The sequence below is a fragment of the Geobacter sp. genome, from assembly GCF_030834625.1.
GTDB lineage: Bacteria > Desulfobacterota > Desulfuromonadia > Geobacterales > Geobacteraceae > Geobacter.
This window is the reverse complement of the sequence record NZ_JAUQXO010000036.1, coordinates 27,478-51,926: the sequence shown is the minus strand read 5'-3', so window position 1 is coordinate 51,926 and position 24,449 is coordinate 27,478. Positions and strand designations below refer to the sequence as shown.

Below are 24,449 nucleotides of genomic sequence, written 5' to 3'. Positions count from 1 at the left end.
ACCCGATCAAAGGCTTCGGCCCCGGTGGAACGCCGCGAGGTTCACCTGGAGGGCCCTGGGGGGGACCATTTTCTCCAGAGCCTTCATCCAGCACTCATCGGCGATGTCGAGGCGCTTGGACACTGCCCCCAGCAACACCGTATTGGCAGCGCGGACATTTCCCGCCTCGGCGGCCATCTTCTGCCCGTCAACCAGAAGGAAATCGGGAAACAGGGCCGCGATTTTCCCGGCGAGATTGTCGGGATAGGCTTCCTGACCCAGGAGCACCGACGGCGGCTGAATACACAGGTCATTGGCCACCACTGTCCCCCCTTTCTTCAGGAGGGGGAGCGAGCGGTAGGTTTCCAGAATCTCGAAGCCAAAGAGAATATCCCCTTCACCCTCGGGCACGATGGGTGAGTGTACTTCCCGGCCGAAACGAACGTGGGAGACGACACTGCCACCCCGCTGGGACATGCCGTGGATCTCACTCTTTTTCACGTCGAACCCGGCCTGCATGAAGGCTTCCGAGAGGATCTCCGAGGCGAGCAGGATCCCCTGCCCGCCGACGCCGACAAGGAGGATATTGGTTATGGTGTCGCTCATTGGGCCCTCCCGATCGCATTGAATTTGCAGAGCTGGCGGCAGACGTCACAACCGGTGCAGAGGAGCGGATCAATGAAAGCCTTTCCCTTCTTCCCGTCGGGAGCTGGTTGCCACTCGATGGCCGGGCAGCCAAGCTTCAGGCAGGCCTTGCAGCCTGTGCAGTGGTCCTGATCCACCGAAAGGACGAGCCCCTTCTGGAAAACCCCTTCCCGCTTAACCAGCACACAGGGGCGGTTGGTGATGATAACCGACGGCTCGGGTCGGTTCATTTCCTCCTGTAGCGCCTTGCGGGTCTGGTCCAGATCCAGGGGATCCACAACCTGGATGTGGCGTATGCCGAGGGCCGTGCAGAGCTGGACGAGATCGACGGCATTGGTCTGACCGTCCGACAGGGTCCAGCCGGAGGCGGGGTTGTCCTGGCGGCCGGTCATGGCGGTGATCCGGTTATCGAGGATGACGACCGTGGCCGGGGACTGATTGTAGGCCATCTCCATGAGACTGTTGACGCCGGTGTGGAGAAAGGTGGAATCACCGATGACCGCCACAACCTTTTTCTTCTCCTCCGGGTCGAGAACACGGACGATGCCGCTGGCGGTACTGATGCTCGCCCCCATGCAGACGCAGGTGTCCATGGCGTTGAGGGGCGGCATGAAGCCGAGGGTGTAGCAGCCAATGTCGCCGGTGACGTAGGCCTTGAGCTGATTGAGACTATAGAAGACCCCCCGGTGGGGGCAGCCGGGACACATGTTGGGTGGACGCCCCGGCAGCTTTTCGACAGTGGTCTGGGTACCGTCGGGGAGACCGAAGGCTTTGCGGAGCCGGCCAGGGGTGAGCTCTCCGCAACGGGAGATGATCTCCTTGCCGATTACGGCAATGCCGGCGGCTTTCACCTGTTCTTCGATGAAGGGGTCAAGCTCCTCAACCACATAGAGCGTCTTTACCTTGGCAGCGAACTCCCTGATGAGCGCCATGGGAAGCGGATAGACCATCCCGAGCTTGAGGACCGAAGCGGTGGGGAGAACCTCGCGCACGTACTGGTACGAAACGCCGGCTGTGATGATGCCGACCTCGGTGTCGCACATCTCCATCCGGTTGAAGGAGGCCGTGGTGCCATGCTCGGCGAGCTTCACGAGCCGCTCCTCCACGAAGGGGTGACGAATCTTGGCGTTGCCCGGAAGCATGACGAGCTTGGTGGGATTCTTGACAAGTTTCGGAGTCGGAAGGCCGGTCACGGGCTCCGCCAACGCGACGATGGACTTGCCATGGGAAATACGGGTACAGCTGCGGAGCATCACCGGAGTGTCGAACTGTTCGGAAAGCTCGAAGGCGAGCCGGGTAAAATCCTTGCACTCCTGGGAATCGGCAGGCTCCAGCATCGGCACCTTGGCGAACCGGGCATAGTTGCGGCTGTCCTGCTCATTCTGGGACGAGTGCATCTCCGGGTCGTCGGCGACCACCAGAACGAATCCTCCCCCGACGCCGGTATAGGAGAAGGTGAAGAGCGGATCGGCCGCCACGTTGACCCCCACGTGCTTCATGCAGGCGATGGAACGCCCGCCGCCGAAAGAGGCGCCGATGGCAACCTCAAGGGCAACCTTCTCGTTGGGAGCCCATGAGGAGTCTATTTCTTTGTAGTTGACGATATTTTCGAGGATTTCGGTGGACGGTGTGCCGGGGTAGGCGCTGGCAACCTTCACCCCTGCCTCAAAGGCGCCGCGGGCGATGGCTTCGTTGCCTGAAAGAATTTCCTTCATGGTGTGTATAATCCCTGGAAAATAAAATAAGGGGAAAGCCCCCCTTAACGGTGGAAGGACTATACAAAATAAGCGGATTGCAAGTCAACTCCTTTGTAGAACGGGTTTTTAGGACTTAAGGGAGGTTTGATTGTATCAAACCTCGAGGCCGAGCAATACTCCTTCAAGAAGACCGAAATCGCTCACGGTCATCCGGTCGAAGCCGAAGGAATCCATGGTGCTGAGGGTGATGAGAATGCCGGCGATGATCAGGTCCTCCCGCCCCTTTTCGAGCCCGGGCACCGTGAGGCGCTCTGCGGAAGACAGGGGCAGGAGCATCCCAAAGATCCGCCGGATATCCTCCCGCGTCAGGATATGGTTATTCACGCGACGGTAGTCGTAATCGGTCATTCCGAGACTGATGGCCGCCAGGGTCGTTGCCGTGCCGGCGGTGCCGACGAGCGTCGCGCCGTCAAGACGGCCACAAAACCCTCGTCCGGCAAGCCGCTCCCCCAGTCCTGCCAATTCCCGGCCTATCTTCTCCTCCATGGCCGGGACGTCGGGTTTTCCCTCGGTGAGCCGAACCACGCCGAGAGGAAGGCTTTCGGTGAAAAGCGGTGTGCTGGACTCGGCAAGAGTGTACTCGGTGCTCCCTCCTCCCACATCGAAGACGAAGAAGTCCCCCTCCTTCCGGTTGAGTCCGGAAAGGACCCCCACCAGCGTCAGGAGCCCCTCTTCCGTTCCTTCAATCACCTCCAGCCGGATGCCGGTCCGCTCTGCTACCTCGTCACAGAACGCGGCACCGTTGGCCGCATCCCGAACCGCGCTCGTGGCAACGGCCCTCAGCCGCATCACGCCAACCCTTTTCATCTCTTCGGCAAAATCAACCAGCGCATCGAGGGAGCGCTGCCACGCCTCCGGAGAAATCCCGGTCTCCCGGGTAAATCCCCCGCCAAGACGGGTTATGTGGCGCTTCACGAGCACCGGGGCAATGATGCCCCCCTCCACCCGACCGATGAGGAGACGGGCCGTGTTTGTGCCGAGATCGATTGAGGCGTACGGACGCTGCATCAGGTGAACTCCCTCCTGGTTTCAATGATGGTGAGGCATGAATCGGCGATCTTCGCGAAGGCCGAGATCATGTCCGCGTAGATGATCCCCGCCCGGACGGTGCACTTGCCGGTGGAGAGACGCTTGATGTGGCCGTTCAGCATCGCTTCCCGCATCATCACCACCTCGTCCCGAAGTCCCCTGCCGATCTCCGCGGCCCCCGCTGCAGGGACTTCGATGGTCTCAACCGCCAGGGCGACCAGTTCCTGTGCCTTGCGGGCCAGCTGCCGGATTTCGGTCATTGCCGTGGGGGAGAAGAGGAGCTTCTCCTCCTTTTTCTTCCGCAGGTAGTCGAGGACCGCCTCGGACTGGTCCGCCACATGCTCTAGTTCGCTGATGAGCTGGAGCATGATCGGGATGTCCATGGACTCCTCCGGCGGCAGCGGCTGACGGGACAGGGCCACGAGGAAATCTGACAGATCCCGCTGAAGGATGTCGACGGTGTTTTCCTTCTGGGCGATGGCAGCCGACTTTTTTGCGTCGTAGCGGAAGAACTGCTCAACCATCTCACCGTACATGGTGCGGGTGATCCCGGCCATTCTGCGGAGTTCATTCCGGGCCTGGAGGAGTGCGATGGTAGGGGTGTTGATGACGCGGTTGTCGATGAAGACCGTGCGGGCCTCAACGCTCGCGGCCCGTTCACTGCCGGGAATGATGTGGGGGGCCGAGCGGGCAAAAAAACCGATGAGCGGCAGAAAGATAAATGCGCTGAGGATACTGAAAGCAGTGTGGGTATTGGCGAGAACCCGCGAAACGGTCGCCGACGAGGTAAGGTCGGCCGGCGACACGGCGGCCACGAACCCGATGAATGAGGGGAAAAAGAGCATGACGACGGTAACGGCAAAGGTGTTGATGATAAAGAAGAAAAAGACCGCCCGCTTTGCTTCGAGAGTTCCGCCGATGGATGCGATAGCGGTAATGACCGAGGTGCCGACGAGTTCACCGATGACCATGGCAGCGCCGGTCTCGAACGAGACGAGCCCGCTCCCTGCCAGGGCCATGACGATGGCGATGGCAGTGCTTCCCGACTGCACCAGGACGGTGAGCAATGCCCCGAAGAGAACGGCCGTCACATGTTTGGAGATGAGAAACGTCTCGTGACCGAGGATGATGGCGTTCTGCTGAAGCGGCAGGAGGTTGGCCTCCATCACGCGGAGCCCAAGAAAGAGAAGCCCTGCGCCAAGGATCAGCTCGCCGGCGTTGACCCAGCGACGTCGCCGCACGAAGAACCTGAGCCCGACCCCTATAAAAACCGCGGGAAGTGCGAACGAGGTAATCTTGAAGGCGATGAACTGGACCGCCAGGGTCGTGCCGATGCCGGTACCGAGAAGTATCCCCAGGGCCTGGTAGAGGGAGATGAGCCCTGCGTTGACGAAACCGATGGTGATGATGCAGGCGGCGCTCGACGACTGAAGGAGCGACGAAAGCGAACTGCCGAGAAGGGCCGCGGCAAGACGGTTACCGGCAACCCGTTCCAGCGCCCGGCGGAACCGGTCGCCGGCAAGCTTCTGGAGCCCCTCGGTCATGGTCTTCATGCCGAGGATAAACAGGCCGAGCCCCCCGAGGGCCTCTAGGACGTAGAGGATGGTCATGGACGTCCGTGTCCTTGCGCGTTATTTCGAGACGGCAAAGGGGAAGGTGAAGTCAGGCGGAGATGACTTGGACGCACCCTTCCGGAAGACGAGGAGCTTAACCTCTTTCGTCCCCGCCAGGTCGACCCTGAAATATACAAGTCCCTCCGCCTTTGCGCCGGGGATGACGGTTTCTGCGTTGAGGGCACGGGTGTAGATGTCCTGAGGGTAGACCTCGTAGTAATAGGGGAGCTGGGAGCCGGTATCGGTGTAGGCAGAGGTCCTCTCGTAGTCTTCCAGATAATAGAACCCCACATAGGGATAGGGAATCAGGTAGTAGGAGTCCCGGGAGACAATCTCCTTTACCCGCTCGGGGGTGAGGGGGAAATGCTGGCGGTTCTGGTCGTCGAGGAGGAGAAACGAATCGGTGCTGAACCCCACCTCACGGTCAGTCTGGTTATGGATGGAGACATCGAAAGCGGTGACCGTGCCGTCAAGGTTGTAGGAAACCATCTCCCGATCGGAGTTTGCCACCTTGACGGCGATGCCGTCCTTCGTGATGGTCTGGGAGTTGTCGACGGAGTTTATTACCCCCTGGGGAACCTGCTGCGGAACAACCTTGAGAGAGCACCCAGTCAGGAAAAGCGTGGCACAGAGGAAAGAAAGCACCAGAGTTCTCATTGCATATACCCCCTGCAGGAAATCGGTCCGGCTGAAAACCCGCACGAAACCTGAAAAACAGTGTAGCACGTACCTGCCGCGCTGTCAGGAGCCAAAACCGTTGGGGCGAAGAAAGAACAGGTATATCGGCCTTCCTACCCAGGAATCTCCCGGTTATTGCTGCCGCTCTCCCACCGTTGAGACATGAACCGCAGCGAAGGAATCAGGAAACGTGACCACACGGATTAAGGCCCCCTCCTCCGCCTCGCCACCGGGGACGGCGGCAATGAACAGGTTGAGCCTGGGGTTCAGTTTTGTCCGGAGATACCGCTGGGCCTCAAGGGCCAGCAACAACGAATTTCTGACCCGCTCCTCCCGGCCTTCTCCCAAGCTGGCGCACGCCTCGACCTTTACGATGCGCCCGGACTCAAGAGCCGCCAGCCTGGGCACGAGAGAGTCGAGCGCGCGCCTAACCGTTGTGTCGAGACAGGAGGCAGTGCCCCGCAGGCGCACCGCGCCAATCTCTTCACCTGCCGACGGTGAACCCTGCGCAAGTCCACCCTGGGGAGTAACGATCAGCGATGCGAGCACCAGGAAGATGGATGCCGTTTTCATCAGCTTTCCTTTGAGACGAGGAAAAGAATCTCGCACCGGCGGTTCAGTTTTCTTCCGTCGGCAGTGACATTGTCAGCCAGCGCCTTCGACTTGCCGAGCCCCTTGATGAAGACCTTGGCCGGGTCGATCCCCTCGCGGGCGATGAGGTAACTGGCCACCGAGATGGCCCGTTTGAGGGAAAGATCCATGTTGTAGCTGGCGGAGCCGACATTGTCGGTATGGCCGTCGACCCGGAGATAGACCCACTTCGTGTCCTTGCGGATCAGCTCGGCCACTTCGGAGATGGACTTCCTCCCTTCCGCCGACAGGCTCCACTGGTCGAAGTCGAAGGTGACGTCCGGAAAGCGGAACTTGCGATAGACCTTCATGCTCTCGGGGATATCCTCGTCGCTGGCCGATGCAATCTTGATGCTTTGCCCCTTCACATCGACGCTGTAAAGGGGGGTGACTCCGTCGATGCGGCTGAGGGTATATTCAAGGGCCGAGTTTTCCAGTGCTCCGGACACCCGGGAGGCGAGCCGCACCTCTTCGCCGCTCTGGGTCAGGGAGACCTCTTCATGGGTTGTGGGAGAGACAACCTTGGCGGCGGCGGGTTGGGCCGCAATGGTCACCTGGCCGTAGGGCTTGATGGTGATCTCTTCCTTGTCTGGCTCCACCGAGACCTCGAGCTTGCTGACCGGCGCCTGGGGAGCCAGGGAACTTACAAGAAGGGGGGAAATCGGGATGATCTTGCGGATCTTGACCGGCTCTTTCTTTTTCTGCTCCTCAAGGGGGTCCAGCCCCTGCCCGAGACGCGGCACCGGTTTGACGTAGCTGCCGACTCCCTGGCATGCCGTGAGGCCAACAATCCCCCGCCAGTCGGGACTGCCGTCGGCAAGGCCGACGCCGCCGGCCAGGTTGAGGGTAAGATGGGGGGAGAGGTAGTACTGGAAACCGATCAGCCCTTCGAGAGAGTCACCAAGAGATGGATCGCGACTCGTGTTCCCGGTGAGTTCGCCGGTGACTCTCATGCGGAGTGCGGGGGAATACTCGCCTCCCAAACCGTAGAGTATCTCGTTGTCGAAGTCTTTCCCCTTGGGCGACCCCGCCAGCAGATATCCGGAATAGGCATGAACCCCGAACCGGTCCGTCGCGTAGGATGCGATGATGCGCCCCCCGCTGCTGGTGGTTCCGTCAACATCCGTGTCCTCGGCTATCTGGCGCTGGACAAAGAGGTCAGCTGCCACTTTGAAGGGTGAACTCCGCTTGCCGATGATCCTCAACTTCGAACCCATTTCAGCGTATCCCTTCCCCGTCTTCTCTTCGTCGCCGTTGAAGAGGAGATTCGGGTAGGACCCGTAGAGTTCCCAGAACGTACCAATGCCGAGGGTGAGTGCAACGGGAATGGTCAGGGCGTTGTCCCCATCCTTCGCGGCACTGATTCCCCAGGCTCCCACGCAGATATTCCCCGCATCGAGCGTGTCTGCCGAAGGCACCGTGATGAGCCCCGTTGCGCCGTTCATGGCCGGATTGGCAAAGGCCGTTGCAGCGAAAACGACAGAGGTTATGAGAAATACACCGAGTCTTAGCATGAAGTGTTAGCGCCTGACTTGCCAAGGGAGACCGGCGATGGCATCGAGTTCCGGATCAGAGACAAATTTTTGTCACTGGGTGCTGGCTTTCCGACAGTACGTGATACTACGGGGTAAGGGGGCAGGCGCCCCTTCCGTTATTCACCGTTATCGACCCGCTCCTTGAGCTCCTTGCCAACCTTGAAAAACGGAAGCTTCTTCGGCTTCACCTCGATTGGTTCGCCCGTTTTGGGATTTCTGCCCGTGTAGGCTTTGTAGTCCTTGACAACAAAGCTGCCAAACCCGCGGATCTCGATCCGCTCGCTCCGCACCATGGCGTCGGTCATGGCATCGAAGACGATGGTGACAATCTCCTCCGCCTTCTTGTAGGTGAGCCCCTTCTCTGCCGCCAGTGTCTCAATCAGTTCCGACTTGTTCATTACAACCTCCTCCCAGTTAGGTATCGAGAAAGAATTGCAGAGACGCGAGTCTCTCATGAAAACTAATCGGCTGGCAGGCTCGAAAACTTTAGTAAATTCGCCAAGAATCTTTAGCAGCATCCCTTGAGATACTGCTTGGCGACAAAAGCCGCCTCTTGGGACCGCCCGCTTGACTCAAGAAGTGCCACCAGCCTCTCGGCCGCCTCCCGCTTGACCGGCGTGGAGAGCAGCTGTGAAAACTGGTCGATGGCCTTCTCGTTCTCTCCCCGCACCCGATGGATTTCACCCAGGAACATCCCGGCTTGGTCGGGCAGAATGCCGTGCACCACCATCCGCTCCAGAAGCGGTACAGCCTCGTCAAAGCGACCGTTTTCAGTCAGCAGCTGCACAAGGCTGAGATTGCAGAGGGGATTGGCGTCGTTCAAAGCAAGTGCCCGCCGCAACAGGGTCTCACAGCGGCGGCCGTCTCCACCATGGTGCGCAAAAAGGGCCAATTCATAGAGGAGGATGTCACTCTCCCCGGCAGCCAGCAGTCGCTCGTATATCGTACCGGCAGTTGCCTGGTCACCTTCATGGGCCGCTAAATAACCCTGTGCAAATTCCTCTCCCAACCCGGCGTACCTCTCGGGCAAATCTCCCGGCAACGGGCGAATGAGAAGCTCGAACCGGTCCGCATCACTCAGTCCATCATCGTCAAGGTAAATCATTTCGGAATGTTGAGACGCTGAGCCTCCGCAGCCGCCGCAGTGCCCCCCTTTGTCATGGTGATGCACGGGTTCAGTTTCACTGTCCAGGGAAGCCAGAAGTTTTTCCGTCTTTTCCCGGATAGTTACGTCTTCTGCCAGTTCCAGGGACAAATTCAGATGCTCACTGGCCTTGGCAGTTTCACCCATCTTCAGGCAATGGCCGGCCTCCACCAGGTTCATCTCGGCGAGTCGATTTCCTGCCAGCACCATTTTCTCTTTGATGGCGGCAACCGTTGCCGCATTCTCGGGAACGTTGGCATCAAGTCGTTCCAGTGCATCCTCAAGGGTGCTCCTCGCCTCGGCAAAACGGCCGGCAGCAAGGAACTTCTCACCTTTTTCCAGACAGGTTGCGGCATCCTTGCGGAACAGTTTCGTGAAAAACATGGTTAACCTCCTCTGTATCCGATGAAGTGTGAAATTCCGGGGGGATTTGAATGATAATGCCAAATACAATCAGACTTTTTGCAGCAACGTGACGCTTTCGATATGGAAGGTCTGGGGAAACATGTCGATGGGGATACATTCGCGAACGGTGTAACCGTCCTTGCGGAAGATTCCGAGATCCCTGCCAAGGGTTGCCGGATCGCAGGATACATAGACGATCCGCTCCGGCCTGAGGGAGGCTATCTCTGCAACCGCTTCCTTGGCACCGGTGCGCGGCGGGTCGAGGATGACAACCGGAAAACCGTCACCCCGGGAAGCGAGATGCCGCCCCCCCGTGGCTGCATCGGCACGGATGAACTCAATTTCTCCGGCACCGTTGGTCAGTACGTTGCGTCGTGCGTCCTCAAGGGAGGGGGCGTACTCCTCAACCCCCACGACCCCCGCGGCATACCTGGCCAAGGGTATGGAGAAATTGCCATTGCCGCAGAACAGATCCAGAAGTCGCTCAGCGCCCGTCAAGGCTGCCATCCGGTAAACCGTCCTCAAGAGTTCCCGGTTCTGGTGGTAATTGACCTGGGAAAACCCGCCCCTGCTGAAGCCAAGGGACATTTCGGGAAGGTCCGGCAGAAAACCAGCGGGAAAACCATAGGTGAGCCCATCGACACCCCATACCGGTTCGATGCTCTCCTTGCGGCCGAACTGGAGATGGAGGCCCTCCACCGCGGAAAGGTCACTGCGACACCCTGCGAAGTAGGCACGCGCACCCTCCCGGTCATCGCCGATGTAATGCACAACGGCCACTGTCGCCCCGCCGTCTCCCACGGCTGCATCAACCTGAGGGATGCGATCCGGCTCGGCAAAATGACCGACAACATGGCGAATTTCCGCCAGTACCCGGTTGAGGGCCGGGTGACAGATGGCACAACCACCCGGGATATCCACAACGTAGTGGGAACCCCGGCGGTAGAACCCCATCTGGAGCTTCCCGGCGATCCATCGCACCTTGAACTGGACCCGGGAACGGTAGCCGTAGGGTTCGGCGGCGGCAACGGCCCTGCCGACCTTCTCCGGCTCAACCCGGCCGAAACGCCACAGGGTGTCGGCAACAATCCGCTCCTTCGCCTCAAGCTGATCAGCATAGGAAAGATGCTGCCACGTGCAGCCGCCGCACGTGCCAAAGACCGGACATGGCGGCGCTACCCGGCGTGGAGATGCCTCAATGAGCTCCCTGAGCTCCCCTTCCAGGTAGGAAGGCTTTGCCAGGGTGACCCGGATTCGAGCCACGTCCCCCGGCGCCGTGAACGGCACGAAGCAGGCCTTCCCCTCGACGCGACCGAAACCGGCGCCCCCGAAGGCCAGGGATTCGATCCGGACGACGGTCTCAGTCATGATGGTATGCCATTACCCGGCAAGAATGGAGTTGTTTCTTCCGAGCCCGGGCGAGTTCAGTCCGCAGGAAACGGCCGGGAAAACTGGGGGCCGAGAAGTAAGGAAGCGAGTGAGTGATGAAATTGCCCATGAGACGTTCAGCTACGGTGCCGATGGCGGTGGAGGGGACCCCCATCTGCTCCACGGTTCGGCTGTAGACCGCCGGATCTCCCACGAGACGACGGGCGTCTTCCAGGTCGCCCGGTTCGTCGAAGCTATCGGGGCAGAGGGGAACTTCGCATGAAATTTCGATCTTCACGAGGTAGAAGTCGCCGTAATACTGGCGGGTGTGGTCAAAAAAACGGACAACCAGACCGTTTTCGAGGGTCATCTCCCTGATGATACTTATCATTCCGCGTCAAACCTTCTTTGGAGTCGATAGTGGTAAAAAACGTTACATACTACGCTTTTCGTTCCGAAGTAAAGGCGTTTGTCACCTATCCAGCCACCATCTCGTCACCATCGGTGACCCAGGCAGGACAATCCTGCCGGCCATTTATTCCCTCGATATTGCCGTGATGCCGCAACATCGAAGGAATGGGGCCGGGAAACGCACGGAAAACGGCTTGCATTTTCCCCGGATAGCGAGTAAGTTAACTGAGTTTTATGATAATCCATCACCTGTACCAAGGAGCGCTGAATAACCCATGAGTAAAGAAGAAGCCATAGAAGTTGAAGGTACGGTCATCGAACCCCTCCCCAACGCCATGTTCAGGGTAGAACTGGAAAACGGTCATGTGGTGCTCGCCCACATCTCCGGCAAGATGCGTAAGTACTTCATCAAGATTCTTCCTGGAGACAAAGTCACCGTGGAACTTTCCCCCTACGATCTCAGCCGGGGCCGCATCACCTACCGCGCCAAGTAACCCCATCTCCGTCTCCTGCAGGGGAGTGCCAACATCTCCCCCGCGGAGTCACCCCTCTCATTTCCTGCCGTAACTTATCCGGTAGATGGCTCCCGCCTTGTCGTCGGAGACAAGGAGTGCGCCGTCAGGCATCACCAGAACGTCCACGGGACGCCCCCATGCTCTCCCGTCCCTGATCCAGCCCTCGGCGAACACTTCATAGGAAACCGCCTTACCTCCACGAAGGCGTACGAGCGTCAAGCGGTAACCAAGGGGCTCACTCCGGTTCCAGGAACCGTGCTCGGCGATGAAGATCTGCCCCCGATACTCGGCCGGGAACATGCTTCCCGTGTAGAACCTCATCCCGAGGGACGCCACATGGGGGCCAAGCTCTATCTCCGGCGGCACAAAAGTCTTTCCTTTCCCCTTCTTCCCGAAGCCCGGATCGATGATATTCGCTCCGTGACGGAAGGGAAATCCAAAGTGAAGGCCCGCACGGGGTGCATGGTTCAATTCGTCGGGGGGACGGTCATCCCCCATCCAGTCCCGTCCGTTGTCGGTGAACCAGAGTTCCCGCGTCTCCGGATGCCAGTCAAAACCAACCGTATTACGCACTCCTGCGGCGAAGATCTCGAGTCCTGTGCCATCGGGACGCATCCGCATGATAGTCGCGTAGCGAGGATCCTTCTCCTCACAGACATTGCACGGTGCACCAACGGGAACATAAAGAAGCCCGTCGGGGCCGAAGCGGATGAACTTCCAGCCATGGTGCTTATCCTTTGGAAACGAGTCGTTCACCACCACTGGCCTTGGTGGATTCCGGAGTTGCTCTTCAATCCGGTCGAAGCGGAGCACCCGGTTGACCTCGGCCACGTAGAGCGAACCGTTGCGGAACGCCACGCCGTTGGGCATATTGAGGCCTCGGGCGATGGTAATCACTTCGTCGGAACGACCGTCACCCGTGCGGTCCACCACCGCGTAAACCACACCTTTGTCGCGGGTCCCCACGAAGAGTGTCCCTTTCGCGCCCAGGGCCAGGGAGCGGGCACCGGCAATATTGTCCGCGTAAACAGATATTCTGAAGCCTGGCGGAAGTTTGATGTCCTCCAGCGGGATCCTCTCCGCCGACACCGGCGTCCATGCCAGGAGCAGGACGAAGAGCAGTGCCCCCGCGGCACCCCGTAATAACCATCCCTGACGTTCCATGCCCCCTCCATTGGGAGAATTCATCTCCATCAGAACAAAGTCTACGGTAATCGGCCGAACTGTCCAGTGTGGGTCGTCTCGACCGATATACGGCTGCCATACCATTTTTTGCTTAACAAACGATGAATTATGGTGTAAAAAATAACGTTTTTACAACTTATCACCACCAAGGAAAAAGGGGATCACGTATGTACTCTGTTGCTGACTTAAAGAAAGGGCTGAAGATTACCCTCGACGGTGATCCCTATTTGGTCATCGCTTTCGAGTTCTCCAAACCGGGCAAGGGGCAGGCCCTCTACCGCACCAAGATGCGGAACATGATCACCGGGGGCATCCTCGACCGCACCTACCGCTCCGGCGAGACCTTCGAACCGGCAGCGCTGGAAGAGCGGCAGATGCAGTACCTCTACAAAGAGGACAACCACTACACCTTCATGGACAACCAGACCTTCGAGCAGGTGCAGATGAGCGAAGAGGCCGTTGGTGACTCAAAGAACTTCATGATCGACAACCTGCCCGTCGACGTACTGATTTTCGGCGAGAAGGCCATCGGCGTAACCCTCCCCAACTTCGTCAACCTTCGCGTTGTGCAGACCGATCCGTGGGTCAAGGGTGACACCTCCGGCAGCGACTCCAAGCCCGCTACCCTCGAAACCGGTTACGTGCTCCGTGTCCCCCCCTTCATCGAGGAAGGAGAAATGATCGTGGTCGACACCCGAACCGGCGATTACTCCACGAGGGTCAGGGGCTAGAGCCGATGACAGTCAACTGGGGCCTTGCCCGTCGCCGTGAGGCGCTCGGGGCACGGGCCCGCATCATCCAGGAAATCAGGCGCTTTTTTATCGAAGGGGGGTATCTCGAAGTGGAGACCCCCCTTCGCATTCCCGCTCCTGCGCCAGAATCCCACATCGACCCGGTTCCGGCGGACGGCTGGTTTCTCCAGACCTCACCCGAGATCTGCATGAAGCGCATGCTGGCGGCGGGCTATGGCCGGCTCTTCCAGATCTGCCATTGTTGGCGCGCCGGCGAGCGGGGAAGGATGCATATCCCCGAATTCACCATGCTGGAGTGGTACCGGGCAGGAACCGACTACGCTGGGCTCATGGACGAGTGCGAGCGACTCGTCCGATCGGTGGTAGAAGGGATGGGATTTGGTGGAAAGCTTGCGTTTCGGGGAGGGACTATTGATAGTGCCGCCCCATGGGAGCGGACCACGGTGCGGGACGCATTTGTGAAGCACGGTGGAATGACCATGGAAGAGGCGCTGGAACGGGATGTTTTCGACGAGGTCATGGTCGAGCGGATCGAGCCCCGTCTCGGCAACGGTCGCCCCACGTTCATCCATGACTACCCGGCCTGCCGCGGTGCCCTGGCACGGTTGAAGCCGGACGATCCGACGGTTGCCGAACGGTTCGAACTCTATATCGGCGGCGTTGAATTGGCCAATGCCTTTTCGGAACTGACCGACCCGGTGGAGCAACGCACCCGTTTCGAAAGCGAAGCCGCATTCCGCGCCTTCCGGGGGCAGATCACCATCCCCCTCCCCGAGAATTTCCTTGCCGAACTCGCCGAAATGCCCCCCTCGGCCGGCATCGCCCTCGGCGTTGACCGACTTGTGATGGTACTGCTTGATGCGGCCTCCATCGACGAGGTGGTGGCGTTCACGCCGGAGGAACTGTAACCTTCTTACCCCTCCCCTACCCCATCACCGGTCCCGGTATTCGACAATCTCCCCCCGGAAGCTCCGCAGGAGCCATGTGTCACCCCACTTCTCAACGGCATCGGGAAGAAGCGGAATCTTTCCCTTCCCCCCGGGCGCGTCGATCACGTAGTAGGGCGTAGCCATCCCCGAGGTATGCCCCCGCAACGCCCCAATGATCTCCAGCCCAGTCTCCACGTTAGTCCGGAAATGCCCCGTCCCCTGCACCAGATCCATCTGGTGGATGTAGTAGGGCCTCACCCGGATGGCGAGGAGCTGCTGCATGAGGTGCGTCATAACCGCCGGATCGTCGTTTACGCCGGCAAGGAGCACCGTCTGGTTGCCAAGGGGAATGCCGGCATCTGCCAGCCGGGCACAGGCCTTGATCGCTTCGGGGGTAATCTCCCGCGGATGATTGAAATGGGTGTTGACGTAGAGGGGATGGTAACGCTTGAGCATCCGGCAGAGCCGTGCCGTGATCCGCTCCGGAAGGGTCACCGGGGTACGGGTGCCGATCCGGATAATCTCCACGTGGGGAATGGCCCGAAGCCCTGCAAGAATTGACTCTAAATGCTCGTCACCCAGCAGCAGCGGGTCTCCCCCCGACAGGATCACGTCCCGGATGGCCGAGGTCTCTTTTATGTAGCGGAGCACATCGTCCCAGAAACCTTCGCCCCCCCCCGCCAGCGGACACCCCACCCGACGCTTTCGCATACAGAAACGGCAGTAGACGGCACACTCATTGGATACGAGCCAGACGGCCCGGTCGGGGTAGCGGTGAATGAGTCCGGGAACCGGCGAGAGCCGTTCCTCATCAAGGGGGTCGGGAAACTGGTCGTCCAGGAGTTCAAGGGGATCAGGGACGCACTGGCGCCAGATCGGATCACCCGGCTTCTCGATGAGCCCCAGGTAGCGGCGGGTGATCCGGAGGGGGTAACGCCGCACCAGCGGAGCCAGCGGCCCCGGACCAATGTCCAGACATTCCGCGAGCTCCTCGGGGGTGGTTATACTGTCGGCGATGACCCGACGCCATGTTTCCATCTTCCTGCTCTCCTTCCACAAACGGACAAAGGCGGGGAAAACCCCGCCTTCGCATCACTGCAACCTCTGCCTGTTCTCACACCTGAAGGGCGCCGATGAACTCCTTGACGTCACTGATCCCGCTCTCAACAAGATAGTGCTCCATCTCCCGGGCAATCCGCTCGGACGCGGCCGGGTCGAGAAAGTTTGCGGTTCCCACCTGCACGGCCGTGGCGCCGGCGAGCATGAATTCCAGGGCGTCGGTGCCAGTCATGATGCCGCCGATGCCGATCACCGGAATCTTCACCGCCTTCGCCACCTGCCAGACCATCCGGAGCGCCACCGGCTTCACGGCCGGTCCCGAGAGGCCGCCGGTCACGTTGGCCAGGATCGGCCGCCGTGTCTTCAGGTCGATGGCCATGCCGGTCAGGGTATTGATGAGGGACAGGGCGTCCGCTTCGGCGTCGGCGCAGGCCCAGGCCATTTCAACGATGTCGGTGACGTTGGGGGAGAGCTTCACGATCACCGGCTTGATTGTGGCCTCCCGAACCGCTTTCACCACCGAGTAGGCAGCCTTGGGCTCGGTGCCGAAGACGATGCCGCCGTGCTTTACGTTGGGGCAGGAGATGTTGATCTCCATTCCCGCCACCTCGGGGATTTTGTCCAGGCGCTCAGCCAGCTCGGCATACTCCTCGACGGTGTTGCCGAAGAAGTTGACGATGGTCGGCGTGCTTACGGTGCGGAGAAACGGCACCTTCTTCTCGAGGAAGGCGTCGATCCCCACATTCTGGAGACCGATGGCATTCAGCATACCGCCGGTGGTTTCCTGGATGCGGGGTGTACGGTTGCCAGCCTTGGGCTTCAGAGAGAGCCCTTTGGTGATAATGGCGCCGATCTGCTCAAGATCCACGTATTCGGCGAATTCCTCGCCGTAGCCGAAGGTCCCCGAGGCGGTCATGACCGGGTTTCTGAGCTTGATCCCCGCTATTTCTACGGACAGGTCTGGTCTGTTCATTGGTGCTCCACTATACCCACATCAGTTGATCAAAAGCGAAAACCGGGCCGTCCTTGCAGACGCACCGGTAATCCGGTGTCTCGTCCGCATGGTCCTTCCCCTTCACCACGCAGCCGAGGCACGCCCCCATGCCGCAGGCCATGTAGGCCTCCAGCGACACCTGGCAGTGGGTACCCGTCTGTCGGGCAATCTCAGCAACTGCTTTCAGCATCGGCATGGGACCGCAGGCGTAAATGGTCTTCTTCCGGCCGTCTTCGCGGATATGCCGCTCCATGACCTCGGTCACAAGTCCCCGGTCACCGAGGGTCCCATCGTCCGTGGCCACGTAAGTTTCTACTCCGAGCCGCTCGAACTCGGTCACGCAGAGGATGTCGTCCCTGGTTCTTCCGCCAAGAAAGAACCGCACCCGGGAGCGCTCCACAAGGGACTTGGCCAAATAATAAAGGGGTGCGATCCCGATTCCGCCCCCCACGAGGATCTTCTCCTCCTCCGGAGCGCCCAGGTCGAAGCCAGTGCCCAGGGGTGCGATGATGTCGACGTGGTCACCGTGATGGTAGGTGGAAAGAGCTTCGGTCCCCTTCCCCACCACCTTGTAGAGCAACTCAAGGTAAGTGGCGGAGCTGCAGCCGGGATACTCGGACAACACCGTGCCCACGTCGAAGATGCCGAAGGGGCGTCGCAGAAGCGGATCAATGGCATCACGCACCCGGACCATGACGAACTGCCCCGGCTGTGCTCCCGCCAACTTGGGCGGAGCGGTTATCCGCATCCGGAAGTAGCCCGGAGAAACTTCCTGGTTGGAAATGATAGTCGCTCTAAACTGCATCGGCACGGTCCTCGCTGTTGTCGATCGTGTATTCCATCAGAATGGCATCTTCGCCGTTCTCGTAGTATCTCTTGCGTCTTCCGGTTTCCCTGAAGCCCAACCGCTGATAGAGGGTCAACGCGGGAAGATTCGAAACACGCACTTCGAGACAGACAACCCGGGCACCTCGCGCCTCAAGCTCGCTGATGGCGCGGCGGACAAGCACTCCGCCGACCCCCTTGCTGCGGCAACCATGTTGCACCGCCACGTCCAGAATTTCCCCCTCGTCGAGAACGAGCGTGGGGCATATGTAGCCCGCCATGGAACCATCACCGGTACGTGCCACAAGGGGATATGAACGGGGGGATTTTAGCTCGGCGATGAAATGTTCTCTGGTCCAGGGACGCGGGAACGACGTCGATTCAATCGCCGTCACCTCATCGAGGTCGCCGGAGGTCATCTGATGGATTGTAAGTGCATCCGGAACGCCCATTTTCGACCGCATCTTATGCGAAGGTTACCACCCTTGTAAACATGATTTTTTGGGCCTTGACGGCCGCCAGATAGGGTTTGACTTTTATCGGTTCATGGGGTAAATTTTTTCGTCATTTCACGGGAGGATAAGTCTTGAGCACTAAGGGAATTACCTATAAAGATGCCGGCGTTGACATCGATGCCGGCAATACATTTGTAAAAATGATAAAACCGTTCGTAAGGGCCACGTCGCGCCCGGAGGTCATCTCCGATATAGGCGGCTTCGGCGGGCTCTTTTCGTTGAACACCAACAAGTACAAGAATCCTGTCCTGGTTTCCGGCACCGACGGAGTTGGCACGAAACTCAAGATCGCCATGATGGCCGATCGCCACGACACGGTCGGAATCGACCTTGTTGCCATGTGCGTCAACGATATCATCGTCCAAGGAGCCGAACCCCTCTTCTTCCTCGACTACTTTGCCACCGGCAGCCTCTCCCCGGAACGGGGAGCGGCCGTCGTCAAAGGAATCTCCGAAGGATGTATCCAGGCTGGGTGCGCTCTCATCGGCGGCGAGACTGCCGAGATGCCCGGCTTTTATCAGGACGGCGAGTACGACCTGGCAGGATTCACCGTCGGTGTCGTGGACCGGGACAAGATCATCGACGGCTCGTCCATCACTGTCGGCAACACCCTCATCGGCATCGCCTCCAGCGGCCTCCACAGCAACGGCTACTCCCTGGCCCGCAAGATCATCTTCGACACCCTGGGACTCGGCATCAACGACATGCTTCCCGGCCTCGACCGGAGCGTTGCCGATGAACTGCTCACCCCGACCCGAATCTATGTCAAGACGGTCCTTAACCTTCTCCGCGACTTCCGGGTAAACGGCATCGCCCACATCACTGGCGGCGGGCTCCTGGAAAACGTCCCCCGCGTCCTCCCCAAGGGATGCAAAGCGGTCATCAGGCGTAACAGCTGGACCATGCCCGAGATCTTCCACATCCTTCAGAGCGGGGGGAGCATGGAGTGGACAGAGATGTATCGCACCTTCAACTGCGGCATCGGCATGGTCCTGGCGGTGCCCGAGAAGGACGTGGACGAGATCCTCATTCGCCTCTCGGGACTCCAGGAAAAGGCCTTCGTCATCGGTGAAGTGGCTAAATGCGAGGCCGGCGCCGAAGCGGTGGAACTTCTCTGAATCGGCTGACAACCATGACTGATCTACTCAAAATTGGCGTTCTCGTCTCGGGAAACGGATCAAACCTCCAAGCCATCATCGACCGGATCGAGGCGGGCGCCCTCCCGGCGCAGATAGTCTGCATCATCAGCAACAAGGCCGATGTCTTCGCCCTCGAACGGGCAAAACGTCACGGCATACCCACCCAGGTCCTTGACCACCGTGCCCACGCCGGCCGCGAGGCATACGACACCGCCCTGGTGGAACTGCTCCGTTCCCGCGGGGTGGGCCTCGTGGTGCTGGCCGGCTTCATGCGGATTGTCACACCGATCCTTCTCGGGGCGTTCCCCCATGCGGTCATGAACATCCATCCGGCGCTTCTCCCTGCCTTTCCCGGTCTCCATGCCCAACAACAAGCATTGCAGTACGGGGTGAAAGTCTCAGGGTGCACGGTGCATTTTGTCGACGAGGGAACCGATACGGGACCGATCATCATTCAGGCAGTGGTGCCGGTTCTTGACGACGATACCGAGGAAACCCTTTCAGCCCGCATCCAGAAAGAAGAGCACCGTATCTATCCCGAAGCGGTCAGTCTCTTTGCCGCAGGACGCCTTGCCGTCGACGGCAGAAGGGTTGTCATCGCGCCGACAGCCTGAGCCCCATCGGCAAGACATGCAAGGAACCCCTTGTCCGTGCTTCCGCAGGGTTCGTCTCAAGGCAGGACTTCATGATAACCGCCAAAAGGAACCTCGTCATGAAAAGGATCATTCCCCTGCTGATTGCCACCATGGTCAGTGCGCCGATTGCCATGGCAGCCGACACAATGATATTCCCGTCAAAAAACGGAAATGTAACGTTCAATCACAAAGGCCACACCGACTTCCTCAAGGATTGCAAGAACTGCCATGACAAAACCCCAGGTAAAATAGCCAATTTTGGCAAGGATTACGCTCACAAGACCTGCAAGGGATGCCATGAAGTCAGGGGAAGGGGCCCGACACGGTGCGGTCTGTGTCACAGAAAATAACAGAAATATCGCATGACGCTTAACGAAAAAAGCCGACCCTCTTGGGGATCGGCTTTTTTCGTTCCAGACCGCGCAAACCTTACGCTGCGCTCTCTGAAGATTCGTTCTCTGCCTTGAACCACTTTTCGAACCAGCTCCGGTGGTCCTTCATGGCGAGGATCTTGAGGTCATTGGGGCCAAGCCAGACACCTCCACAGCCGGGGCACCGGTCAAGGGGAACGCCGCGAAAGGTCACCGCTTCAATCTCCTCGCCGCACTTGGGGCAACGGTTCCGGCAGAGCTCCCGAATCTGGCGCTCTCGCTCCGCCGTACGCATTTTCCCGATTTTTTCCTTTTCCTGCTCGTAGATGAACTGATTCTCAAGGGCCTTCTCCCGCTCCTTCCATATGTTCTTCATTAGAATACACCTCCCAGAAAAGATCAGTTTTCTTTTAATAAGTATAGCAGACTTGCCAAAAATTCTCTGCACCACCGGACATTCTCCAATGAGGGATTCAGTACGATTCCTCCTCACATGACTCTACCCGGCAGCATGCGCTCCCGCGGTGAAGGCGAAGCGAAATACGGTCTCCGGGGCTGAGTTGGCGGGACGACCTGATCACTTGCTGTTCCGGAAGCTTGAAGGCCACGCTGTATCCCCGTGCCAGAGTGCCGAGGGGGGATAGGGTTTCGAGCCGGGCCGTCTGCACAGCCGCGGACTCCCGTGACCGGTCCAGGTGACGCTGCAGGGCAATCTCACCTCTGCCGCTCAAGGTAATAACCCTTTCCCGCGCTCGCTCCACATTGAGGGCAGGGGTCATGAGTCTCAGGTGATTCTTGAGCGCTTCCACTGCTCCCACACGGTCTTTCACGACTCCCGCAAACGCACGTTCGAGTCGTGCCGAGAGATCATCCACCCGCTGGGCCAGATGCCCAATGAGCATGGTCGGTTCGCGAAGAGCGCGGCTGAGAGCGTCAAGCTCGCCACCAGCCTCGGCCAGCATGCCCCGCATCCCCTGCACAAACCGATGACTGAGGAAATCAACCCGCGATGCCAACTCCTCCTTGCTCTTCACGACCAGTTCAGCCGCCGCCGAAGGAGTCGGCGCCCGCAGGTCGGCAACGAAGTCCGTAATGGTGAAATCAACTTCGTGCCCAACCGCGGAAATGACCGGAATACGTGAACGGTGGATTGCACGGGCCACCTTCTCCTCGTTGAAGGCCCACAGGTCCTCCAGCGATCCCCCTCCCCTTCCGACAATCATGACGTCAACGGCGCCGTAGCGGTTGAAGTCATTGATGGCTTCGGCAATCTCATCGGCCGCACCTTCACCCTGAACCTTCACCGGTCTGAGCAGAACCTCTACGTTGGCAAAGCGGCGGTTGAGCACATTGAGGATGTCGTGGATTGCCGCACCGGTGGCTGACGTCACCACCCCGATCCGTTGCGGCAGGGACGGGATCGACCGCTTGTGCTCCTCGGCGAAAAGCCCTTCCTTGGCCAATTTTTCCTTGAGTTGGATGAAGGCGAGCTGCAGTGCCCCGATTCCCCGCGGTTCCAGGTATTCGACGAGAAGCTGGTAATCTCCGCGCTGCTCATAGACCGTAATCCGTCCCCGGACGATCATCCCCATGCCATCACGGGGGTGGAATTTCAGGACTCGGGCCGACGCGCGAAACATGACGCAGCGAAGTTGAGCGCCGGCATCCTTGAGCGTGAAGTAAAGATGTCCTGAAGCAGGCATCGCCAGGTTTGAAACCTCACCATCAACCCAGACGTGTTCGAAATTCTCTTCGAGTACACCTCTCACGAGCGAGGTAAGCTGGGAAACCGTCAGAATCCGTTTTTCCGGAAAAAGATCCACGAAAACTCCTCGTAAATACCGTTGGTTCCAGTGGTTCTAGCACAGGGGTGATGACGTGTCAAACCGGTTGACCGTCCCCGTGTGCTCAGTGTAGTATGGTCGGCATGCAGAGTTACCCATACGTCATCACCGTCTCCTCGGAAAAGGGAGGCGTCGGCAAGACCACCCTCGCAACCAACCTGGCCATCTACCTGAAAGCGCTCGATGAAAACCTGCCGGTTTCCATCCTTTCCTTCGACAACCACTTCACCGTCGACCGGATGTTCGAAATCAGGGGACAGCGCACGACCGGCACCGTCGCCGACCTTCTCCTGGAGACTCCGGGGAGGGACCTGATCCACACTGGCCAGTACGGTATCGGCTATATCCCTTCATCATCTAACCTTTCGGACCTTAAAGACATCGTCAAAACACCGATGATGCTGGCGCGACTCCTGGCCCTGTCCCATATCCCGGGAATCGTCGTCATCGATACCCGGCCCGACCTGGACATCCTGACCCAGAACGCCCTCTTTGCCGCCGACCGGGCCATCATACCGGTGAAGGACATGCCGAGTCTTGAGAACTGCCGCAACATCTTCGCCCTCTTCGACCAACGGGGACTCGACCGCAAGAGTCTTGCCCTCATCCCCTGTCTCGTCGATGAGCGGATCAAGTTCGACGGCCCCTTCGCCGACCAGAAGACGCTGCTGAAGGCCTACGCCATCAACCGGGGCTATCGCTGCTTCGAAACCTACATCTCCAAGAGCCCCAAGGTGGAGAGCCTCAACACCAACCCAGACGGGAAGATCTACCCGATTCTGACCCATGCCAAGTTGACGGAGGTCCACGGCCAGTTTGCCCAGCTTGCCCAAACGATCATCGGAGAGTACCGCGGCACCGCCGAACCACGCGCCCTCCTCTTCCACCAGTGGCTCCAGGCCGAGGAAGAGCGGAAGAAGGAGTCCTTCTTCGCCCGTCTCTCGGGGCTCAAGTCGGAGTGCCTTCTCTGCGGCCGGCCCGCCTCCGGCCAGGGTGGGGACAGAGTCTCCTTTTACTTCGAGGTTTCAGACGGCAGTGCCGCCGGCTTTTTCGATGAAGAGTGCTTCTTCCGACTTCTTATGACAAACGTGTACAACCTGGACACGAATATGGCGGATGACGACCCCACGCTCCTGATCATGCGTGATGCGGCCCGGGAATCGACGTTCGTCTTCCGTCCGGTGTCCAACGGCAGCGGCACAACGGTCGAATTTCACCGTTTTGACCTCGACGGCGTGCACCATCTGAAAAAAACCTATCCTCTGCGGGAATTCGAGGGGGGGATGCTGCGGCGGGAAAGAAGCAGGTTGTTCTCGTTGATGGCTGAAACTTTCGGCAGTCGACTGGACGGAACACCCGACAGCTTTCTGCTCGTCCACCCGGTCCACCAGGAAAAGCCCGAGGCGATCCTGCAGGAGGAAAATTACCGGGGACTCACACGCCTCAAGCAGAGGATTACCCAGCAGGTCCTCCGCCCGACCTGACCTACTACGAACCAACTTCCATTAGCGCACCAGAGATGACGCCGGAACGAACGTAATACCCTCTTCCCGCAGTTTTGGCAGTTCTGCTGCAAGGGCCTGGATAGTGGCAGGATGGGGATGGCAGATGGCAATGGCGCTTCCCCGCTTGCGGGCAATGGCCGCTGCCTGTCTGATCTGCTTCGAGATATATCCAACATCTTGGATATTGTCGAGAAAGACGGCTCTTGACGCAGTCCTCACACCCAGTTCACGCGCCATCGACTCTCCCACTGATATCGCCGAAGTCTTACTGTCGACAAAAAACAGTCCCCTCTCCTTGAGCTCCCCCAGTACCACCGCCATCTTATCCCTGCTTTCGGTGAATGCGGACCCCATATGGTTGTTTGCTCCCACCGCCTGAGGAATCTCTCTGAGATAGCCGTTCACCCGTGCAATGATCTCCTCGTTGCTCTGGGCGAGAATAAGACCGTTCTCCTCAAGACGGCGCTCCGGATACCCCTTCGGTTCCATTGGAAGATGGATGATCGTTTCGACCCCTCGACGCTGGGCCTCCTGGGCTACTTGGCGCACCTTCGGAAGGCCCGGGATAATGGCAAATGTCACGGGGACGCCGATGTCGATAATCGAACGGGCCTCCTGCATTCCCTTACCCATGTCGTCAATGATGATGGCGAGACTTCCGGGGCCTGTGGGACGTGGACGGGCAAGCCTCTCCACCGGTGATGGCACAACAGTCGCTGTATAGTCTTCATGAACAACCTGTTCCTTCTCCTTATACTCCCGGAGCGGAAGTTTATGCCGTTCCGTGACTTTCGGCAAATCCGGTCTTCTCTCGGTCCGCTTCTCCTTCAGAAGACCGTCGATGAAGAGGACCGAAAAAACAACAAAAGCTACGAGAGCCATGAGAACAAGAATCGGACGCATGTTCCGCCCTGTCTTTTTTCTGTTTACCCTGATTTTGCCATTTCGATGTCGTGCCACGGATAATCCTTGAAGTGATATACCAAC

General features: G+C 59.1%; 26 protein-coding genes. 7 read left to right on the top strand and 19 right to left on the bottom strand.

Going from position 1 to position 24,449, the window contains the following annotated elements:
* Window positions 1-6: 6 nt before the first annotated feature.
* The 11 genes from RCH91_RS09990 to RCH91_RS09940 form a co-directional block, all read right to left on the bottom strand.
* Window positions 7-585 (bottom strand): indolepyruvate oxidoreductase subunit beta, encoded by a 579-nt coding sequence (locus tag RCH91_RS09990; RefSeq protein WP_306534668.1) that lies wholly within the window; start codon window positions 583-585, stop codon window positions 7-9.
* Complete coding sequence (gene iorA / locus RCH91_RS09985; RefSeq protein WP_306534666.1) at window positions 582-2,339, bottom strand: indolepyruvate ferredoxin oxidoreductase subunit alpha; 1,758 nt, start codon at window positions 2,337-2,339, stop codon at window positions 582-584. Before iorA ends, RCH91_RS09990 begins: the two co-directional genes overlap by 4 nt.
* A 135-nt stretch (window positions 2,340-2,474) precedes the next feature.
* Window positions 2,475-3,389 carry an exopolyphosphatase gene (locus RCH91_RS09980; RefSeq protein ID WP_306534663.1) on the bottom strand — a complete coding sequence of 305 codons (915 nt, stop codon included), beginning with the start codon at window positions 3,387-3,389 and terminating at the stop codon, window positions 2,475-2,477.
* Window positions 3,389-5,020 carry a Na/Pi cotransporter family protein gene (locus RCH91_RS09975; protein ID WP_306534662.1) on the bottom strand — a complete coding sequence of 544 codons (1,632 nt, stop codon included), beginning with the start codon at window positions 5,018-5,020 and terminating at the stop codon, window positions 3,389-3,391. The genes RCH91_RS09980 and RCH91_RS09975 overlap by 1 nt, the downstream gene beginning before the upstream one ends.
* 21 nt (window positions 5,021-5,041) lie before the next feature.
* Window positions 5,042-5,680, bottom strand: coding sequence for a hypothetical protein (locus tag RCH91_RS09970; protein ID WP_306534661.1), 639 nt, complete (start codon window positions 5,678-5,680; stop codon window positions 5,042-5,044).
* Between the two features lie 153 nt (window positions 5,681-5,833).
* Window positions 5,834-6,274: a hypothetical protein gene (locus tag RCH91_RS09965; protein WP_306534659.1), complete on the bottom strand. Its 441-nt coding sequence runs from the start codon at window positions 6,272-6,274 to the stop codon at window positions 5,834-5,836.
* Window positions 6,274-7,845 carry an OmpA family protein gene (locus RCH91_RS09960; protein ID WP_306534657.1) on the bottom strand — a complete coding sequence of 524 codons (1,572 nt, stop codon included), beginning with the start codon at window positions 7,843-7,845 and terminating at the stop codon, window positions 6,274-6,276. Before RCH91_RS09960 ends, RCH91_RS09965 begins: the two co-directional genes overlap by 1 nt.
* A gap of 137 nt (window positions 7,846-7,982) precedes the next feature.
* Window positions 7,983-8,264, bottom strand: a complete 282-nt coding sequence (locus tag RCH91_RS09955) for an HU family DNA-binding protein (protein WP_306534655.1) — start codon at window positions 8,262-8,264, stop codon at window positions 7,983-7,985.
* 110 nt (window positions 8,265-8,374) lie between these two features.
* A complete protein-coding gene (locus tag RCH91_RS09950) occupies window positions 8,375-9,394 on the bottom strand; it encodes a tetratricopeptide repeat protein (protein ID WP_306534653.1) in 1,020 nt (339 codons plus the stop codon).
* Window positions 9,395-9,463: 69 nt separating this feature from the next.
* Complete coding sequence (locus RCH91_RS09945) at window positions 9,464-10,783, bottom strand: class I SAM-dependent RNA methyltransferase (protein WP_306534651.1); 1,320 nt, start codon at window positions 10,781-10,783, stop codon at window positions 9,464-9,466.
* Complete coding sequence (locus tag RCH91_RS09940; protein WP_306534649.1) at window positions 10,776-11,174, bottom strand: hypothetical protein; 399 nt, start codon at window positions 11,172-11,174, stop codon at window positions 10,776-10,778. Before RCH91_RS09940 ends, RCH91_RS09945 begins: the two co-directional genes overlap by 8 nt.
* A 295-nt stretch (window positions 11,175-11,469) precedes the next feature.
* On the opposite strand from RCH91_RS09940, the gene infA reads away from it, so the two are divergent.
* Window positions 11,470-11,688, top strand: a complete 219-nt coding sequence (gene infA / locus RCH91_RS09935; protein WP_004512009.1) for a translation initiation factor IF-1 — start codon at window positions 11,470-11,472, stop codon at window positions 11,686-11,688.
* A gap of 57 nt (window positions 11,689-11,745) precedes the next feature.
* Here infA and RCH91_RS09930 read toward each other — a convergent pair whose 3' ends face one another.
* The gene (locus RCH91_RS09930; RefSeq protein WP_306534646.1) at window positions 11,746-12,873 is read right to left on the bottom strand and encodes a sorbosone dehydrogenase family protein; all 1,128 of its coding nucleotides are present in this window, start codon (window positions 12,871-12,873) and stop codon (window positions 11,746-11,748) included.
* A 188-nt stretch (window positions 12,874-13,061) separates the two neighbouring features.
* Here RCH91_RS09930 and efp point away from each other — a divergent pair, with 188 nt between their 5' ends.
* Window positions 13,062-13,625: an elongation factor P gene (gene efp, locus RCH91_RS09925; RefSeq protein ID WP_306534644.1), complete on the top strand. Its 564-nt coding sequence runs from the start codon at window positions 13,062-13,064 to the stop codon at window positions 13,623-13,625.
* Window positions 13,626-13,630: 5 nt separating this feature from the next.
* Window positions 13,631-14,554, top strand: coding sequence for an EF-P lysine aminoacylase EpmA (epmA, locus tag RCH91_RS09920; protein WP_306534642.1), 924 nt, complete (start codon window positions 13,631-13,633; stop codon window positions 14,552-14,554).
* 24 nt (window positions 14,555-14,578) lie between these two features.
* Here epmA and RCH91_RS09915 read toward each other — a convergent pair whose 3' ends face one another.
* The 4 genes from RCH91_RS09915 to rimI form a co-directional block, all read right to left on the bottom strand.
* Complete coding sequence (locus RCH91_RS09915) at window positions 14,579-15,613, bottom strand: KamA family radical SAM protein (protein WP_306534640.1); 1,035 nt, start codon at window positions 15,611-15,613, stop codon at window positions 14,579-14,581.
* 76 nt (window positions 15,614-15,689) lie between these two features.
* Window positions 15,690-16,607 carry a dihydroorotate dehydrogenase gene (locus RCH91_RS09910; RefSeq protein WP_306534638.1) on the bottom strand — a complete coding sequence of 306 codons (918 nt, stop codon included), beginning with the start codon at window positions 16,605-16,607 and terminating at the stop codon, window positions 15,690-15,692.
* A 10-nt stretch (window positions 16,608-16,617) separates the two neighbouring features.
* Window positions 16,618-17,433, bottom strand: coding sequence for a dihydroorotate dehydrogenase electron transfer subunit (locus RCH91_RS09905; RefSeq protein WP_306534636.1), 816 nt, complete (start codon window positions 17,431-17,433; stop codon window positions 16,618-16,620).
* Window positions 17,423-17,905 carry a ribosomal protein S18-alanine N-acetyltransferase gene (rimI, locus tag RCH91_RS09900; protein ID WP_306534634.1) on the bottom strand — a complete coding sequence of 161 codons (483 nt, stop codon included), beginning with the start codon at window positions 17,903-17,905 and terminating at the stop codon, window positions 17,423-17,425. The genes RCH91_RS09905 and rimI overlap by 11 nt, the downstream gene beginning before the upstream one ends.
* A gap of 134 nt (window positions 17,906-18,039) precedes the next feature.
* Here rimI and purM point away from each other — a divergent pair, with 134 nt between their 5' ends.
* The 3 genes from purM to RCH91_RS09885 all read left to right on the top strand — a co-directional run bounded on the left by purM (window position 18,040) and on the right by RCH91_RS09885 (window position 20,092).
* Window positions 18,040-19,086 (top strand): phosphoribosylformylglycinamidine cyclo-ligase, encoded by a 1,047-nt coding sequence (purM, locus tag RCH91_RS09895; RefSeq protein WP_306534632.1) that lies wholly within the window; start codon window positions 18,040-18,042, stop codon window positions 19,084-19,086.
* Between the two features lie 14 nt (window positions 19,087-19,100).
* Window positions 19,101-19,721 (top strand): phosphoribosylglycinamide formyltransferase, encoded by a 621-nt coding sequence (gene purN, locus RCH91_RS09890; protein ID WP_306534630.1) that lies wholly within the window; start codon window positions 19,101-19,103, stop codon window positions 19,719-19,721.
* 98 nt (window positions 19,722-19,819) lie between these two features.
* Complete coding sequence (locus RCH91_RS09885) at window positions 19,820-20,092, top strand: cytochrome c7 (RefSeq protein WP_306534628.1); 273 nt, start codon at window positions 19,820-19,822, stop codon at window positions 20,090-20,092.
* Between the two features lie 79 nt (window positions 20,093-20,171).
* Here the strand turns inward: RCH91_RS09885 and RCH91_RS09880 are convergent, their stop codons facing one another.
* Together RCH91_RS09880 and xseA are read right to left on the bottom strand one after the other, a co-directional pair.
* Window positions 20,172-20,489, bottom strand: coding sequence for a zf-TFIIB domain-containing protein (locus RCH91_RS09880; RefSeq protein ID WP_306534626.1), 318 nt, complete (start codon window positions 20,487-20,489; stop codon window positions 20,172-20,174).
* A 97-nt stretch (window positions 20,490-20,586) separates the two neighbouring features.
* Window positions 20,587-21,936, bottom strand: a complete 1,350-nt coding sequence (gene xseA / locus RCH91_RS09875) for an exodeoxyribonuclease VII large subunit (protein ID WP_306534624.1) — start codon at window positions 21,934-21,936, stop codon at window positions 20,587-20,589.
* Window positions 21,937-22,031: 95 nt separating this feature from the next.
* Here xseA and RCH91_RS09870 point away from each other — a divergent pair, with 95 nt between their 5' ends.
* Window positions 22,032-23,441 carry a ParA family protein gene (locus tag RCH91_RS09870; protein WP_306534622.1) on the top strand — a complete coding sequence of 470 codons (1,410 nt, stop codon included), beginning with the start codon at window positions 22,032-22,034 and terminating at the stop codon, window positions 23,439-23,441.
* A 21-nt stretch (window positions 23,442-23,462) separates the two neighbouring features.
* Here the strand turns inward: RCH91_RS09870 and RCH91_RS09865 are convergent, their stop codons facing one another.
* Complete coding sequence (locus RCH91_RS09865; protein WP_306534620.1) at window positions 23,463-24,365, bottom strand: divergent polysaccharide deacetylase family protein; 903 nt, start codon at window positions 24,363-24,365, stop codon at window positions 23,463-23,465.
* Window positions 24,366-24,449 lie beyond the last annotated feature (84 nt).

Excerpts from the sequence above, each read along its gene's own strand:
- RCH91_RS09990 (WP_306534668.1), bottom strand. The coding sequence starts at position 585 with ATGAGCGACACCATAACCAATATCCTCCTTGTCGGCGTCGGCGGGCAG.
- iorA (WP_306534666.1), bottom strand. The coding sequence starts at position 2,339 with ATGAAGGAAATTCTTTCAGGCAACGAAGCCATCGCCCGCGGCGCCTTT.
- RCH91_RS09980 (WP_306534663.1), bottom strand. The coding sequence starts at position 3,389 with ATGCAGCGTCCGTACGCCTCAATCGATCTCGGCACAAACACGGCCCGT.
- RCH91_RS09975 (WP_306534662.1), bottom strand. The coding sequence starts at position 5,020 with ATGACCATCCTCTACGTCCTAGAGGCCCTCGGGGGGCTCGGCCTGTTT.
- RCH91_RS09970 (WP_306534661.1), bottom strand. The coding sequence starts at position 5,680 with ATGAGAACTCTGGTGCTTTCTTTCCTCTGTGCCACGCTTTTCCTGACT.
- RCH91_RS09965 (WP_306534659.1), bottom strand. The coding sequence starts at position 6,274 with ATGAAAACGGCATCCATCTTCCTGGTGCTCGCATCGCTGATCGTTACT.
- RCH91_RS09960 (WP_306534657.1), bottom strand. The coding sequence starts at position 7,845 with ATGCTAAGACTCGGTGTATTTCTCATAACCTCTGTCGTTTTCGCTGCA.
- RCH91_RS09955 (WP_306534655.1), bottom strand. The coding sequence starts at position 8,264 with ATGAACAAGTCGGAACTGATTGAGACACTGGCGGCAGAGAAGGGGCTC.
- RCH91_RS09950 (WP_306534653.1), bottom strand. The coding sequence starts at position 9,394 with ATGTTTTTCACGAAACTGTTCCGCAAGGATGCCGCAACCTGTCTGGAA.
- RCH91_RS09945 (WP_306534651.1), bottom strand. The coding sequence starts at position 10,783 with ATGACTGAGACCGTCGTCCGGATCGAATCCCTGGCCTTCGGGGGCGCC.
- RCH91_RS09940 (WP_306534649.1), bottom strand. The coding sequence starts at position 11,174 with ATGATAAGTATCATCAGGGAGATGACCCTCGAAAACGGTCTGGTTGTC.
- infA (WP_004512009.1), top strand. The coding sequence starts at position 11,470 with ATGAGTAAAGAAGAAGCCATAGAAGTTGAAGGTACGGTCATCGAACCC.
- RCH91_RS09930 (WP_306534646.1), bottom strand. The coding sequence starts at position 12,873 with ATGGAACGTCAGGGATGGTTATTACGGGGTGCCGCGGGGGCACTGCTC.
- efp (WP_306534644.1), top strand. The coding sequence starts at position 13,062 with ATGTACTCTGTTGCTGACTTAAAGAAAGGGCTGAAGATTACCCTCGAC.
- epmA (WP_306534642.1), top strand. The coding sequence starts at position 13,631 with ATGACAGTCAACTGGGGCCTTGCCCGTCGCCGTGAGGCGCTCGGGGCA.
- RCH91_RS09915 (WP_306534640.1), bottom strand. The coding sequence starts at position 15,613 with ATGGAAACATGGCGTCGGGTCATCGCCGACAGTATAACCACCCCCGAG.
- RCH91_RS09910 (WP_306534638.1), bottom strand. The coding sequence starts at position 16,607 with ATGAACAGACCAGACCTGTCCGTAGAAATAGCGGGGATCAAGCTCAGA.
- RCH91_RS09905 (WP_306534636.1), bottom strand. The coding sequence starts at position 17,433 with ATGCAGTTTAGAGCGACTATCATTTCCAACCAGGAAGTTTCTCCGGGC.
- rimI (WP_306534634.1), bottom strand. The coding sequence starts at position 17,905 with ATGGGCGTTCCGGATGCACTTACAATCCATCAGATGACCTCCGGCGAC.
- purN (WP_306534630.1), top strand. The coding sequence starts at position 19,101 with ATGACTGATCTACTCAAAATTGGCGTTCTCGTCTCGGGAAACGGATCA.
- RCH91_RS09885 (WP_306534628.1), top strand. The coding sequence starts at position 19,820 with ATGAAAAGGATCATTCCCCTGCTGATTGCCACCATGGTCAGTGCGCCG.
- RCH91_RS09880 (WP_306534626.1), bottom strand. The coding sequence starts at position 20,489 with ATGAAGAACATATGGAAGGAGCGGGAGAAGGCCCTTGAGAATCAGTTC.
- RCH91_RS09870 (WP_306534622.1), top strand. The coding sequence starts at position 22,032 with ATGGTCGGCATGCAGAGTTACCCATACGTCATCACCGTCTCCTCGGAA.
- RCH91_RS09865 (WP_306534620.1), bottom strand. The coding sequence starts at position 24,365 with ATGCGTCCGATTCTTGTTCTCATGGCTCTCGTAGCTTTTGTTGTTTTT.